At 42.6% G+C, this 13,630-nt stretch carries 14 protein-coding genes and 1 tRNA gene; 11 read left to right on the top strand and 4 right to left on the bottom strand.

Annotation, left to right across the window (positions count from 1 at the left end):
- The first annotated feature begins 21 nt into the window (after window positions 1–21).
- From UH38_RS14310 to UH38_RS14300, 3 genes are all read left to right on the top strand, one after another.
- Entirely contained in the window at window positions 22–1,155 is a 1,134-nt protein-coding gene (locus UH38_RS14310; protein WP_045055339.1) for a cob(I)yrinic acid a,c-diamide adenosyltransferase, read from the top strand.
- Between the two features lie 235 nt (window positions 1,156–1,390).
- The gene (locus UH38_RS14305; protein WP_045055338.1) at window positions 1,391–2,275 is read left to right on the top strand and encodes a TIGR02587 family membrane protein; all 885 of its coding nucleotides are present in this window, start codon (window positions 1,391–1,393) and stop codon (window positions 2,273–2,275) included.
- Entirely contained in the window at window positions 2,272–2,661 is a 390-nt protein-coding gene (locus tag UH38_RS14300) for a hypothetical protein (RefSeq protein WP_045055337.1), read from the top strand. The genes UH38_RS14305 and UH38_RS14300 overlap by 4 nt, the downstream gene beginning before the upstream one ends.
- 75 nt (window positions 2,662–2,736) lie before the next feature.
- On the opposite strand, the gene UH38_RS14295 is transcribed toward UH38_RS14300, so the two are convergent.
- Window positions 2,737–3,297, bottom strand: coding sequence for a PEP-CTERM sorting domain-containing protein (locus tag UH38_RS14295; protein WP_045055336.1), 561 nt, complete (start codon window positions 3,295–3,297; stop codon window positions 2,737–2,739).
- Between the two features lie 261 nt (window positions 3,298–3,558).
- Between UH38_RS14295 and UH38_RS14290 the strand changes: the two genes are divergently transcribed.
- The 5 genes from UH38_RS14290 (at window position 3,559) to UH38_RS14270 (ending at window position 6,918) form a co-directional block, all read left to right on the top strand.
- Window positions 3,559–4,236, top strand: coding sequence for an S-layer domain-containing protein (locus tag UH38_RS14290; protein WP_045055335.1), 678 nt, complete (start codon window positions 3,559–3,561; stop codon window positions 4,234–4,236).
- Between the two features lie 2 nt (window positions 4,237–4,238).
- Window positions 4,239–4,817 (top strand): DUF924 family protein, encoded by a 579-nt coding sequence (locus tag UH38_RS14285; RefSeq protein ID WP_045055334.1) that lies wholly within the window; start codon window positions 4,239–4,241, stop codon window positions 4,815–4,817.
- A 64-nt stretch (window positions 4,818–4,881) separates the two neighbouring features.
- Window positions 4,882–4,954: transfer RNA gene (locus UH38_RS14280), tRNA-Arg, on the top strand.
- A 337-nt stretch (window positions 4,955–5,291) separates the two neighbouring features.
- Window positions 5,292–5,648, top strand: a complete 357-nt coding sequence (locus tag UH38_RS14275) for a hypothetical protein (protein ID WP_009632747.1) — start codon at window positions 5,292–5,294, stop codon at window positions 5,646–5,648.
- A 181-nt stretch (window positions 5,649–5,829) separates the two neighbouring features.
- Window positions 5,830–6,918, top strand: a complete 1,089-nt coding sequence (locus UH38_RS14270; protein ID WP_045055333.1) for a spore photoproduct lyase family protein — start codon at window positions 5,830–5,832, stop codon at window positions 6,916–6,918.
- Window positions 6,919–6,971: 53 nt separating this feature from the next.
- Here UH38_RS14270 and UH38_RS14265 read toward each other — a convergent pair whose 3' ends face one another.
- Both UH38_RS14265 and UH38_RS14260 read right to left on the bottom strand, forming a co-directional pair.
- Window positions 6,972–7,175, bottom strand: a complete 204-nt coding sequence (locus tag UH38_RS14265) for a hypothetical protein (protein WP_045055332.1) — start codon at window positions 7,173–7,175, stop codon at window positions 6,972–6,974.
- Window positions 7,176–7,181: 6 nt separating this feature from the next.
- Window positions 7,182–7,682, bottom strand: coding sequence for an acyl-CoA thioesterase (locus tag UH38_RS14260; RefSeq protein ID WP_045055331.1), 501 nt, complete (start codon window positions 7,680–7,682; stop codon window positions 7,182–7,184).
- 98 nt (window positions 7,683–7,780) lie between these two features.
- On the opposite strand from UH38_RS14260, the gene UH38_RS14255 reads away from it, so the two are divergent.
- Window positions 7,781–8,635, top strand: coding sequence for a DUF72 domain-containing protein (locus UH38_RS14255; RefSeq protein ID WP_045055330.1), 855 nt, complete (start codon window positions 7,781–7,783; stop codon window positions 8,633–8,635).
- A gap of 82 nt (window positions 8,636–8,717) precedes the next feature.
- Here the strand turns inward: UH38_RS14255 and eno are convergent, their stop codons facing one another.
- Window positions 8,718–10,013: a phosphopyruvate hydratase gene (gene eno / locus UH38_RS14250; protein ID WP_045055329.1), complete on the bottom strand. Its 1,296-nt coding sequence runs from the start codon at window positions 10,011–10,013 to the stop codon at window positions 8,718–8,720.
- A gap of 111 nt (window positions 10,014–10,124) precedes the next feature.
- Here eno and gloA point away from each other — a divergent pair, with 111 nt between their 5' ends.
- Window positions 10,125–10,556: a lactoylglutathione lyase gene (gene gloA, locus UH38_RS14245; RefSeq protein ID WP_045055328.1), complete on the top strand. Its 432-nt coding sequence runs from the start codon at window positions 10,125–10,127 to the stop codon at window positions 10,554–10,556.
- A gap of 345 nt (window positions 10,557–10,901) precedes the next feature.
- Window positions 10,902–13,565 carry a DNA methyltransferase gene (locus UH38_RS14240; protein WP_045055327.1) on the top strand — a complete coding sequence of 888 codons (2,664 nt, stop codon included), beginning with the start codon at window positions 10,902–10,904 and terminating at the stop codon, window positions 13,563–13,565.
- The last annotated feature ends 65 nt before the right edge of the window (window positions 13,566–13,630 follow it).

Below are 13,630 nucleotides of genomic sequence, written 5' to 3'. Positions count from 1 at the left end.
AACTCAATTCCTAAAATATCCATGTCCAGAAATGGTATCGGCATTCGCACAGCGCAGTTGCGTCAAGAGCGAGGCGTAGGTCAAATTCACGTTTACGACGGCGCAGGTAAAGGCAAGTCACAAGCAGCTTTGGGAGTAGTGTTGCGCTCGATTGGCTTGGGAATACACAGCCGCAGCGCTACCCGCGTATTACTCCTACAGTTTCTTAAAGGCTCCGATCGCGCTTACGATGAAGATGGCGCAATTCAAGCATTGCAACAAGGGTTTCCCCATCTGATCGATCAAGTACGTACGGGTAGATCGGAATTTTTTGGTAAAGATGAAATTACCCGTTTCGATCGCCAAGAAGCTAGTCGCGGTTGGGATGTTGCGAAAGGTGCGATCGCTTCTGGCTTATATTCGGTGGTAGTTTTAGACGAACTCAACCCGATGCTCGATTTAGGCTTATTGGCAGTAGATGAAGTAGTAAAAGTCCTCAAATCTAAGCCGGAAGATTTGGAAATCATCGCCACAGGTAGAGGTGCGCCGCCACAACTACTAGATATTGCTGACTTGCACTCGGAAATGAAACCTCACTACCATCCTACCGCTGCTGCTCAAGGCATTTCTGGCATCGAGATATATACTGGTGCAGGAAAAGGCAAATCTACAAGCGCCTTGGGTAAAGCGCTGCAAGCAATTGGTAGAGGTATTAGTCAAGATAAGTCGCACCGCGTCTTAATTATGCAATGGCTTAAAGGTGGTAGCGGTTACACAGAAGATGCAGCGATCGCCGCTTTAAGACAAAGTTACCCCGATTTAGTCGATCATCAAAGGTGCGGACGCGATGCGATCGTTTGGCGCGGACAACAACAGGAACTAGACTATGTAGAAGCCGAACGAGGTTGGGAAATTGCTAGAGCCGCGATCGCTTCTGGTTTGTATAAAACAATTATCCTCGATGAACTCAATCCCACAGTCGATTTAGAATTGCTCGACCAAAATCCTATCGTTCAAGCTTTGTTACGCAAACCCCGCGATACAGAAGTTCTCATTACCGGACGCTGCCACAATCCACCTGCTTATTTTGACCTAGCTGGAGTGCATTCTGAAGTTTTTTGTCACAAACATTATGCTAATAGTGGCGCAGAACTCAAGCGCGGTGTTGACTTTTAAATTTTAGGTACATATTTTTACATAAAACTCATGGATACCCATACTTTAGATTTAATTGCTGGCGGAACTGCGATCGCCATTTTCATTGGTGGTTTAGTAATGATGTTTACTGACGTATTTACGCGAAAAAAGAAATGAGTCAGCAGAAGGATGTAGGATGAACGCTAAAGATAAATAATCAAAAGCGAAGTATAAATTTAATCTTTACGCTTCGTTACATTCTCTGTGTATTTTCATGAATCGCAATCGACAAGAACGCTCGGTAGGGCGATCGGTGCAAGAATACTTGCGCGGTATTGTTGGCGGGTTGCTATTTAGTTTGCCTCTGCTCTATACAATGGAGGTCTGGTGGGCTGGCTATACAATGCATCCTGTCCGGCTACTATTGTACGTTTTAGCCACCTTTACGCTGCTGTTAGGGTACAACCGCTATGGGGGTTTGAGGTGCGATGCTAGCCCCGCAGAAGTAGCAATTGATTCTGTAGAAGAAATGGGCATTGGTATTGCCATTTCTACAGTAGTTCTTTGGCTATTGGGGCAACTAACTTTCAGTTTGCCTATCAGCGAAGTTGTCGGCAAAATTGCCACAGAATCTATGACAGTAGCTATTGGGGTTTCTGTTGGGACTGCACAGCTAGGTGGCGACAGCAAATCGGGAGATACAGGCATGGAAAACGAACCATCGCAAGCTCAATCTCACTCAGGACCATTTTTATCATTAGAAGGTAGCGACATATCAGGGCAACTTGCGATCGCAACTTGTGGCTCGGTGTTATTTGCAGCTAACGTCGCCCCTACAGAAGAAATTTTTATTATTGCTACTCAATCTAATCCTTACAAGTTGATTGGGATGGCACTACTATCGATGCTGTTAGGGACGATAATCCTGTTTTATAGCAACTTTAATGGAGCGCAAAGCTTTAGTCAAAGCCGAGGCATAAAAAATGTATTGAGCGGTGCAGTAATTACTTATGCGATCGCTTTAGTTGTCTCAGCAGCTATTTTATGGGTATTTGGGCGTTTTGACGATACCAGTGCGATCGTTTGTTTATCGGAAACTATTGTGCTAGGAGTTGCTGCTACGTTAGGCGCTTCTGCGGGGAGACTGCTGTTGCAATGAAGAAATTACAAAAAAATTGGTTAGAGTGGGTTGTTTTTGCGATTAGCCTAGTTTTAGTTATAACTACACTAGGTTATCTAGTCCACGATGGCGCTACCTATAGCCAAGCTCCACCGAATATTGAAATTAAGCTAGGTACAACCCAAGCACAAGCAGAAGATCGCTTTATCGTGCCTGTAAATGCCATTAATCGCGGCGATACCACAGCAGAAGGCGTACAAATTGAAGTTACCCTCAATAGTGGCGGTAAAGAACAAGAAAATGCCCAATTTCAAATTGCTTTTTTGCCGCGTCACTCCACCCGTGAAGGTTGGGTGACATTCACAACCGATCCGCGCACTGTAGACGAAATTGAGGCAAGGGTTTTAGGTTTAGAAAAGCCTTGACAAGATAATTCGTAATTCGTAATTCGTAATTCGTAATTAAATTGGATGTAAGCCAAGCGAGCTTTGCAGATTAACTTACTTTTTGCTTCCTGGTAGCTTTTTTTGTCTGCTCAGTAGCCAAGCCATACCTAAAGCACTGACACCTAGAATACTGCTTGGTTCTGGTACTGGTTTGCTGTAACTTACAGAACCATAGCCGAGAGTTTCTCTGCCACTGTAATTAGGAATGTCGAAAGTGCGATCGCGAATCAATATCAATGGTCCCTCGGCTGATTTTAGCAAAGATAAATCTAAACCCGATAAGTTACCATCAGCAAAGTTAACTAAAGGTTCGACATCTGTAGGGTCGTCATTATCATTGACATCATCAGCTTCGGTGTAGTCAATACCCAAGAAATTAAGCTGTACTGCTAATCCTTCATCTACTCCCAGAGACTCTAAACCATTGCCAGTCAAGGTTGAATCATCGTAAGAGAAAGAACCTTTTCCCTTTTCTTTGGCATACAGACCATCTATAACATTAAGCTCGAAGTTGTAAGTAACTGTAGCTGCTTGTACAGGGCTAGCTGCAATTGTCGCTAGACTTACGCCCACAGATGCGATCGCCAAAACAAATTTATCGCCTAAATTCTGCATCGTTTTGATTCCATGATTCAAACGTGGAAAGCAATTGATAACTTGTACTGTCAAATAGCAAGTAACGTTCGGTTGGTGATTGCATTTAGTCTAGCGAAGCTATTTGAAGATGCGATCGCGAAATTCTTAATTTAAGCTGAAAATCAGCGCTAATCAAAGAAAAGTTATAATCCGTCTAATCTGAAGCTAGGAACCTTTTTATAACTGACAAGTCTTCGTGATTAACAACCCAACATTAGTAATTAGTTGATAAGGTTATCTATGGCTAGTATCAATTCTTGGAAATCGAAAACCGCTGCATTAATGGCACTAGCAATAACCACAAGTGCAGCAGCACCAGTATTTACAACTGCTCCGGTTTCTGCTCAACTTTTCCCATCTTCAAGAAATGGTAGCAGCAGTGGTAGCAGCATCTACAATCGCGCAATTACAATTCCTTCAGGTACTACTATTCCCGTACGCTACGACAAAGCCGAAAAAATTGTCGTTAGCCCCAACGAGCGGTTGCCTGTAACCTTGACGGTAGCAAGCAATATCGTAAATAGAAGCGGTACTGTATTAATTCCTGCTGGCAGTACAATTGAAGGCGAACTTCAACCTGCTAGCGGTGGTTCTCAGTTTATAGCTAGAGAATTAGTTACGTACAACCGTCGCCAGCCGATTAATGCTACTTCTAGAGTAATTAGCCAAACTAGCGTCAATCGCGGCTCTAAAACATCAAGCATCATCAAAGGTGCAGTAGTTGGCGCAGCAGCAGCAGCAGCCTTGGGAGCATTAACAGGCGATCGCGCAATTGCTACAGAAGAAATTTTGTTAGGTACGGGTGCGGGTGCATTAGGTGGCGTGCTGTTAGGTAACAAAAATAAGGCTGAGGTAGTAGTAATCGAACCAGATACCGATTTAGATATTACATTGCGTTCTAGCTTGGCACTGCGTTAAGCATGGATGCAAGAGTAGATGAGATTTTAGAGTTCTGGTTTGGCGCTCCGAACTTGCCAGACTACGGTAAAGAGCGATCGTTCTGGTTTACCAAAAACCTAGACTTTGACAAAGAGTTAAGCGATCGCTTTTTACCAATCTATACCCAAGCAGCAACAGGTGAGTTAGATAGCTGGCAAGATTCACCCCAAAGCTGCTTGGCACTACTTCTGCTGCTAGATCAGTTTCCGCGCAATATGTTTCGCGGTACGCCACAAAGCTTTGCTACTGATACCAAAGCTTTAGCTGTAGCAAATAACGCCGTTGCCAAAGGTTTCGACCGAGATTTGCTCCCAGTACAGCGCTGGTTTATTTATTTGCCGTTTGAACACAGCGAAAACCTAGCCGATCAAAAGCGGTGCGTGGATTTGTTTGCAACTTTACGAGGCGATCCAGATAGTGCTAGGACAATTGATTATGCGCTGCGTCATAAATCTGTAATTGAGAGATTTGGACGCTTCCCGCACCGCAACAAAATCTTAGGACGGAAAACCACACCAGAAGAAGCAGAGTTTCTCAAGCAGCCAGGTTCTTCCTTTTAGCAAATGCAGATAATCTGGTAACATAGTTACAAGAAACATAGCTAAATTTCAGTAGCTAACTTCTCCTGCCGTGGCCGAGTGGATTAGGCAACAACCTTCTAAGTTGTACCACGGGGGTTCAAATCCCTCCGGCGGGGCTTATTTATCAGTGACCAGTGACCAAATTAATTCGTAATTCGTAATTCGTAATTCGTAATTAAACAGGTACAAGCCCCTTAATTTATTAATAGAGAAACCAAAAATGCGTTATTTTAAGCCCCTGCGTTCACGCATGGGGTAGTAATGCGCGGATTGCCGCTTTGGGGCTTGACCAGTTACTAGGTTTTCTGTTGGGATTGAACCCTAATGTAGTAAGTATTAAGGCTTGGTGGATAACACTACTTAAATGCAGCAAAAGCCGCTTGCGATATAGCTTACAGCTAGTTCGTGGCTGCGCGATAATAGAAGGTAGTGAAAGAGAAATGCAAAGCTGCAATGAGAATACAGTCATCGGTATTGGTACACCTGGGTTTTGGTAAGTATGTACGTTCCGATCAGGTTACAGCAGTAATTCCTATTGAAGAAGATCGCGGACCAGGGAGACGTACGTTTGTCCAGGTTCAAGGTCAAAAAGATCCAGTTGTAGCCTCGCGTGCTGAAGATTCTATTGTCCGTGACTTAGTGCAAGAACCACGCGAAGTTACTCAATCGCGCCAGCAACAAGAAATTCTCCACGACTTGTTGCTCGATCTCAATAACGTCAATAAGACAGTTAGACGGATTGCTCGCGATGAAGGCGGACTCGATTTAGAGCGCTTAGAACAACGCATTCGCGAAGTTTTGGAAAACTAAGTTAGTTTCTATGAGCGTAAGCGGCGCTATGCCGCTTGCTGCATCAATGCAGTGACTATGAGAAATCAGTAAGATACTCCCAAAGAGTATGTTTCATGCGTGCATTCACTCCCATCTCAAACTTGGTCACTGGTAACTGCATAACTGGTCACTGTTTATTGGCACTCTACACATATATCAAATGAACTCAGGCACTACAGTTACAGATATTCCCGATCAACTAAATACTCAAAAGCCCCGTTTATGGATGCCAGAGCGCGTTGTCTTTACACCTGCCGCGTTAGAAGAACCTTGGGGTCAACAGCTTTTAACCAAGATGCAAGCGCAAGGTTTGCCGATCGAAGAATTGCCCCGCAATCGGCTCACAGGTTTGCGTGGTGAGAGCGATCGCGATACCTACGATATTGCTAAACGTACTTTAGCAGTAGTTACAGCGCCTCCTAGTGCCTTCAAACTTAGCCCAATACCACCATCAGCAGATTGGCAGTTTCACATCGCTGAGGGCTGCCCAGCCCACTGTCAGTATTGCTATTTAGCAGGCAGTTTGTCAGGTCCGCCTGTGATTCGCGTTTATGCTAACTTGCCGCAGATATTAGCTAATTTGGCGAACTACGAGCGTCCTGGTGAGGAGAAGAGTTTTGAAGTCAGTTGCTACACAGATCCTTTAGGCATCGAGCATTTGACAGGTAGTTTAGCCGAGTGCATCCGCTACTTCGGTACGCGCGAAGATGGCTACTTGCGTTGGGTATCTAAGTTTGATGCTGTAGATGAATTATTAGATTTGCCGCATAACGGACATACCCGCTGCCGCGTCAGCGTCAATGCAGCGCCAGTTTCAGGGCGATTTGAGGGCGGTACGGCAAAGGTATCAGCAAGGCTGGGAGCATTGCGGAAGTTAGCACTACCGCGATCGCAAGGTGGCGGCGGTTATCCTGTAGGTATTGTCATCGCCCCAATTATGCTGATGGATGATTGGGAGTTGCACTACACCAAGCTATTTGACGAGATTTCTGCTGCTATTGATTTTGACTGCGACTTGACTTTTGAACTTATATCGCACCGCTTTACACCAGGCTCGAAAGAAGTATTGCTCAACTGGTATCCCAAAACGCAGTTAGATATGGATGAAGAGAAGCGCAGCGTCAAGCGCAACAAGTTTGGCGGTACGAAGTACGTTTACGACAACGATACGATGAAGACGCTACGCCGCTTTTTTGAGAGCGAGATTAAAAAGCGTTTTCCTCAAGGGCGGATTTTGTACTGGACATAATCTAAATCGTAGGGTGCGTTTTCAAAACGCACCCTACAGGGATTGTTCTACTTTTAAGTAGATACGAAGCGATCGTAAGCAGCTTTTTGTTCGGGAGTTGCAGAGTTTAGACATTCTTGGTGAATGCGCTCTAAGCTTTCTATATACTCCCGATTTTGGCTCAAAATTGAGTTACTGCGAGTTGAATTAAGCAAAGATAGTTGAGCGCGTAGAGGCAACTGACGGAAAGCTTCTAGGCGTTTTTCCATTGATGACATTGTAAACTATGCCCCGCGAATAGCAGCAAGACGAGCTAAGGCTTCTTCCATTGTGGGTGGTAGTTGACGCATAATTTTACCTTTTTCGCGATCTACGGCTACTAACGTCACTTGTGCTGTTACATATACCTCTTGTCCATCTGCTGACTGAATTCTGTAATCCCAATTGATGCGAACGCCGCTAACATCCATCATCCGAGTTTTGACTACTGCTGACACACCCATTTGAATCGGACGGTGATAGCGGATGGAAAGCTCTACTACTGGTAAGTCGCACCCTAAAGCAACTAAGTCAGCGAATTCTATGCCAATCGATCGCAAGCATTCTACTCGCGCTTCTTCCATCCATGTAAGATAAGAGCCATGCCAAACCATTCCCGCATAATCTGTATGATGAGGTTGCGCCCGTACTGGATAATCGAACCAATTTTCAAAAGCTAACAGAGGTAGGTTTTGAATCGCACCAGTAGGTGGTAGTTGTGGAGATTGATTTACTTCTTGTGACACGCTACAAATTCTCTAATTTAGCCCTGTTCAATATTAAAAGTCAAAAAATAGAACTACTAGAATAAAGGCAATTATTGCTTCTATAGTCAATAATAAACATGAATTTTCACATTGGTTGCGCTGTTTGGTCTTATAAAGGTTGGGTAGGTAACTTTTATCCGCTTAAAAGTCGTACTAGCGATTTCTTACGTTTGTATAGCGCTCGCCTCACTGCTGTTGAAGGTAATACCACTTTCTACGCCATACCAGATACCGATACGCTCAATCGTTGGGTAGAGCAAACGCCTACTAATTTTAAATTTTGCTTAAAATTACCGCGCGAGTTGACGCATCAAGGTTTATTAGCACCTGCTATTAGTGAAGCGTTGAATTTTTTGGAAAGGATGCAGGTTTTGGGCGATCGCTTAGGTCCGATTTTTGCCCAATTACCGCCTAGTTACAGTCCGAACTTACTAGATGACTTAACAAAGTTTTTGGCAGCTTGGTCGCACTCTCAAGCGCCGCTAGCATTAGAAGTACGTCATCCTGATTGGTTTGTCGAACCTTATCAAAGTCAACTGACAGCCATTTTACAGCAATTAAATATCGGTCGAGTTTTGCTTGATTCGCGTCCTATCTACAATGCGCCAGAAGAAGCACAAATAAGCAGCGAAAGACGCAAGCCTAAGTTACCCGTAGAGTTTAGCGTTACTGCGCCTTTTAGTTTGATTCGCTTTATCAGTCATCCCCAGCAGCAGTTCAATCAAGTTTACTGGGAAGAGTGGGTTACTCATCTTGATGCTTGGCTGCGTCAAGGAACGCAGATTTATTTTTTCGTTCATTGTCCAATTGAGGAGCGATCGCCTAATAATGCTCGTCATTTCTACCAATTGCTCCAACAGCATAACGTCCCTGTACCACCCCTACCTTGGGATGAAATTACTGATGCTCCGATGCAACTGAATTTGTTTTGAATTTGCCACAATTGTTTCTACTAGATTTGACAGTGTGGAGACGTAGCAGTGCTACGTCTCTACAGGCGGTGAATGACGATCGCTACAGGATTTTTGGTCCTAAACCAATTGCTCCTGCATATACGGCGCGATCGCCTAATTGGTCTTCTATCCTCAACAAACGGTTATATTTGGCTACTCGTTCGCTGCGACATAAGGAACCTGTCTTAATTTGTCCGGCGCGGGTTGCTACAGCTAAATCGGCGATCGTGGTATCTTCTGTTTCTCCCGAACGATGGCTGATAATCGAGCGGAAACTGTTGCGGGTAGCTAAATCGATTGTTTCTAATGTCTCTGTCAGAGAACCAATTTGATTGAGCTTAATTAAGATAGAGTTACCTGCTTTTTGCTCAATTCCCTTTTGCAAGCGGGTAGCGTTAGTTACAAATAAGTCATCGCCGACTAATTGAGTTTTACTGCCGATTTTTTGCGTTAGTAGCTGCCAATTTTGCCAGTCTTCCTCATGCAAACCATCTTCAATTGAAATTATCGGATAGCGATCGACTAACTGAGCCATATAATCGATAAATTCACTCGGTGCATGGGGTACGCCATCGTAGACGTATTGACCGTTTTTGTAAAACTCGCTAGCTGCTACATCCAACGCTAACGCGATTTGTTCTCCTGGTTTGTAGCCAGCTTTCTCAATTGCCATCATTAGCAATTCTAGTGCAGCTTGATTTGACTCCAAATTAGGCGCAAAACCGCCTTCATCGCCTACACCTGTTAATAAGCCTTTATCGTCTAAAACTTTGCTCAAAGAGGCGAAAACCTCTGCTCCCCACCGTAAAGCTTCTCTAAATGAAGGCGCACCAATTGGCACAACCATAAATTCCTGAAAATCTACATTGTTAGCCGCGTGAGCGCCACCATTAATAACATTCATTAACGGTACTGGTAGTAAATTTGCTAAAGGACCGCCCAAATAGCGATAAAGTGGTAAATCTAAATATTCTGCCCCAGCTTTTGCTGCTGCTAAAGAAACTGCCAAAATTGCATTAGCACCTAGATTTGACTTGTTTGGCGAACCATCTAGAGCGATCGCCGTCCGGTCGAGCAATTCTTGGTTAATTACATCCATCCCCGCTAGCTTAGGCGCGATCGCTTCATTGACGTTTTGCACCGCCTTGAGTACCCCTTTACCCCCGTAGCGGCTTTTATCATCATCGCGCAGTTCGTGCGCCTCAAATGTCCCTGTAGATGCCCCGCTAGGGACTTGAGCAACTCCCACTATGCCACTCACTAGATGCACTTCCGCTTCTATTGTGGGACGACCCCGCGAATCGAGAATTTCTCTAGCGATAATGGATTCAATGGCAGTATCTATTTGTTCAATCATTCTCAATAGCACCTCTTATGTCAGCAATTATGCGATCGGCTAGTAGAGATGCACTATATCGTGTTTTTACAATGAAAAATGTAACCTGACGAATGAACTGGAGTTAACAATATGCGATTGCTACATACAATGCTGCGTGTCGGGAACTTGGATGAGTCGCTAAAGTTCTATTGCGATTTGCTAGGGATGAAGTTATTACGCAAAAAAGATTACCCAGGCGGTGAATTTACTCTCGCCTTTGTTGGCTACGGCGACGAGTCAGACCACAGCGTTATCGAACTTACCTACAATTGGGGACAAAATAAGTACGATTTGGGTGATGCTTACGGTCATATTGCCTTGGGAGTTGATGATATTTACGGCACTTGCGAGCAAATTAAGGCGCGAGGCGGTAAAGTAGTGCGAGAACCAGGACCGATGAAACACGGTTCGACAGTAATTGCTTTTGTGGAAGATCCGAACGGGTACAAAGTCGAGTTAATTCAACTAGGTACTCAAGGAATCAACGAAAAATCAGAAACCGCTCAAATGGTTTCCTCGTAACTTGCGATCGCCTTATTAGTGGAGAACTTGGTATTCTCTAAGAATTTCAACTGAGCAACAATCTTAGTGTTAAACCTCTTGTATGAATACATTGGTTATTGCTCGGTGTTTAGCTTTCATCTCCAGCCCCTTATCTCAAAATTGAGATAAGGGGAGCCAATTTGCAATTCTTATTTCTTTTCTTGAGGAAAAGGCAAAAATTAGGGCTACAAGTATATATTTAATGCCATTTGCAGAGCTATACTTACTCAGAACGTATGTACTACACTAAACTTCTAGTTGCTACATATAATACATTTAGCTAGTCATACTTATCGTAATAAATATTAAATTATTTTATAATTTGTGCAAAACTTACCAGCAAATACTCAATTTAGCTATCTTAATAACTCATTACACTACTCAACAGAACTTGGTTCGGCTCATTTAGGCGATAGCCTTAAGTTAATGCAAGAACTTCCTGATGAGAGCGTTGACCTTATTTGTACATCACCTCCGTTCGCTCTCGTTCGGAAGAAAGAATATGGAAATGTTGAGGCTCATAAATATATTGAGTGGTTTAAAAACTTTGCATATCAGTTTCATAGAATTTTAAAACCTCAAGGCTCTCTAGTCATTGATATTGGTGGTAGTTGGCTCAAGGGCTACCCTGTGCGATCTCTTTATCATTTTGAGCTAGCGATCGAGCTATGCAAACCTCCTCAAGAAGGAGGGTTAGGATTTTACTTAGCTCAAGAATTATATTGGTACAATCCTGCCAAACTACCCACCCCAGCTGAATGGGTTACAGTGCGTAGAGAACGGGTAAAAGATGCTGTAAATACTGTTTGGTGGTTGTCTAAAGACCCTCATCCTAAAGCTAACAACAAGAACGTCTTACGCCCATATAGCGAGGCGATGAAAAACCTACTGAAAAACGGTTATGATGCCAAGTTACGCCCATCTGGTCACGATATCTCAAAAAAGTTTGGTAACGATCGCGGCGGGGCGATTCCACCTAATATCATCAACGCACAAGATGAGCCAAATATTAATGAAATTGGTAAGCCAGTTTTAGCATCTTTCGATTGGTTGCTCGTGCATGATCTAACGCAGCCAGTAAATGTTATTTCTGCTTCAAATACTGCTTCTAACGACTACTATCAAAAACGGTGCAAGCAGGAGGATATTAAGCCCCATCCGGCTCGATTCCCACAAGCATTACCAGAATTTGTTATTAACTTATGCACTGAACCTGGAGATTTAGTATTAGATCCCTTCGCAGGTTCTAATATGACTGGTCGAGTTGCAGAGACTTTACAAAGGAAATGGCTTGCTTTTGAAATCGATTTGCAATATCTTCAAGCTTCAAGATTTAGATTTGAAGCTGATGCTCCTTTAGTAGTAATTCCATTACCTATCAAAAAAACTAATAAACAAAAGATATCTGAACTACTCAAATGCAAACTAGAGGATTCTCCTGTTAAACAGAATGCAAAAATGTTGCAGTCATCATCACAATATCAACTTAGCCTCCCGTTTATTGATGAAGAAAATGAGTTTATGGATCGACAGACACTTAAGTTTACTTATGGACATCAGTTTGAGCCTGAAAAATTTAGCTTGCTAGAAATTATCAAACTTTGTCAAGAATGCGAACCTAATCGTAATGAGCTAGAGAAACAAATTGCTCAGAGGTACTTTGCTAATCACTCCCAACAAAACTTAGACGTAACGAAAGCATCTGCAAACATTGGTAAGTTAGCAATGAACTGCTTTTTGTCTTTACGAGCTTACCGAATCATTGAAAAAATTGAAAATAACGATCGAAGTTACAAGTTAACTCAGCTTGCTTACAATCTGATAGATAATCAAGATGCTCCAGAGACAGCTGTACAGTTGTTTGCTCGCCATATTTTGACAAATTTAACAGGAATGTCACTGTTAAAAGCGATAGAAGCTATTAATGCTAGAGGAGAACAACCACAACTAGAGCAAATAGCTTATGAACTGCAAGAGATGGGTTACTCTATCTCACCAAATGCCATTTATACTAGCACGATGCGGAAGTGGTTAGAATTAGCAAGTGTTTTTGAGCGGGAGTACGAAATTAACTGGGATACAGTTTCAGAAATCTTAGAAATAGATAAGGACTATATTGATGAACTTTATACACTTAGTACCCAACAAAAATATTTTTTACTAGCAATGCTGCACTTGGATGTTAGTAATTTAACTCCTTGGAATCAAGTTATTAAATATGCTACTAGCGTTTATAAAATTAGATTTTCTAGTAAGGCATTTGTTCAAGAAGTAATCGCTCCCCTAGTTGAGGTAGATTTAATTGAAACGGAGAAAACAACTAGCGGCAGAGGAGCTAAACCAAATAAAGTCAAATTAACAGATAAAGCCCGAAATGATTTGGTTTCTCGTCTGCTAATGAGCATAGCTGAAATGACAGAGCTAACTCAAACTGAGTTAAGTCGAAGCTTTGAAGATGTTATTAAAGACCTAGATGATAACGATAAACACGTAAAAGGCAAAGCTCTTGAACTATTAGCTATTTGGATGATAAGACTGACTAGCCTCCGGTTTACAAAATGGCGTAAGCGAGACTACGAGACAGGGCAAGGTGAAGTTGATGTGCTAGCAGCATCAGATCGCTTTGTGTACCATCGTTGGCAAATTCAGTGTAAGAACACAAAGCGAGTTGATGTAGATGTGCTAGCCAAAGAGGTAGGAATGACCTTTGTTACTGGTGCAGATGTAGTAATGATTGTGACTACTGGACAATTCACTAGAGACGCTTTTCAATATGCCTATCGTATGATGGAAATGTCTCGTTACTATATGATTCTTTTACAAAGAGAAGACATTGAAGCTATTAAAGATGACAAAACCAGTATCTTTCAAATCCTCGATCGCAAAGCTAGAAGAGTTTTTGCTAAGAAAGAATTAGCTATGACTGATACAGAAGTTGATGAGATTGAAAATGAAGAATCAACGCTAACTGACTTTAATGAAGAGTAAGAAATTATTGAAGATATTTAAAATTAAAAGTATTGATTCAAGATAGTTGGTATTTTTAGCTACTT

Origin of the sequence: Aliterella atlantica CENA595 (assembly GCF_000952155.1) — a bacterium.
In the GTDB taxonomy this organism is placed as follows: Bacteria; Cyanobacteriota; Cyanobacteriia; order Cyanobacteriales; family Chroococcidiopsidaceae; genus Aliterella; species Aliterella atlantica.
This window is presented reverse-complemented; position numbering and strand designations above follow the sequence as displayed.

Excerpts from the sequence above, each read along its gene's own strand:
- gloA (WP_045055328.1), top strand. The coding sequence starts at position 10,125 with ATGCGATTGCTACATACAATGCTGCGTGTCGGGAACTTGGATGAGTCG.
- UH38_RS14270 (WP_045055333.1), top strand. The coding sequence starts at position 5,830 with ATGAACTCAGGCACTACAGTTACAGATATTCCCGATCAACTAAATACT.
- UH38_RS14265 (WP_045055332.1), bottom strand. The coding sequence starts at position 7,175 with ATGTCATCAATGGAAAAACGCCTAGAAGCTTTCCGTCAGTTGCCTCTA.
- UH38_RS14290 (WP_045055335.1), top strand. The coding sequence starts at position 3,559 with ATGGCTAGTATCAATTCTTGGAAATCGAAAACCGCTGCATTAATGGCA.
- UH38_RS14305 (WP_045055338.1), top strand. The coding sequence starts at position 1,391 with ATGAATCGCAATCGACAAGAACGCTCGGTAGGGCGATCGGTGCAAGAA.
- UH38_RS14310 (WP_045055339.1), top strand. The coding sequence starts at position 22 with ATGTCCAGAAATGGTATCGGCATTCGCACAGCGCAGTTGCGTCAAGAG.
- UH38_RS14275 (WP_009632747.1), top strand. The coding sequence starts at position 5,292 with ATGAGAATACAGTCATCGGTATTGGTACACCTGGGTTTTGGTAAGTAT.
- UH38_RS14300 (WP_045055337.1), top strand. The coding sequence starts at position 2,272 with ATGAAGAAATTACAAAAAAATTGGTTAGAGTGGGTTGTTTTTGCGATT.
- eno (WP_045055329.1), bottom strand. The coding sequence starts at position 10,013 with ATGATTGAACAAATAGATACTGCCATTGAATCCATTATCGCTAGAGAA.
- UH38_RS14285 (WP_045055334.1), top strand. The coding sequence starts at position 4,239 with ATGGATGCAAGAGTAGATGAGATTTTAGAGTTCTGGTTTGGCGCTCCG.
- UH38_RS14295 (WP_045055336.1), bottom strand. The coding sequence starts at position 3,297 with ATGCAGAATTTAGGCGATAAATTTGTTTTGGCGATCGCATCTGTGGGC.
- UH38_RS14255 (WP_045055330.1), top strand. The coding sequence starts at position 7,781 with ATGAATTTTCACATTGGTTGCGCTGTTTGGTCTTATAAAGGTTGGGTA.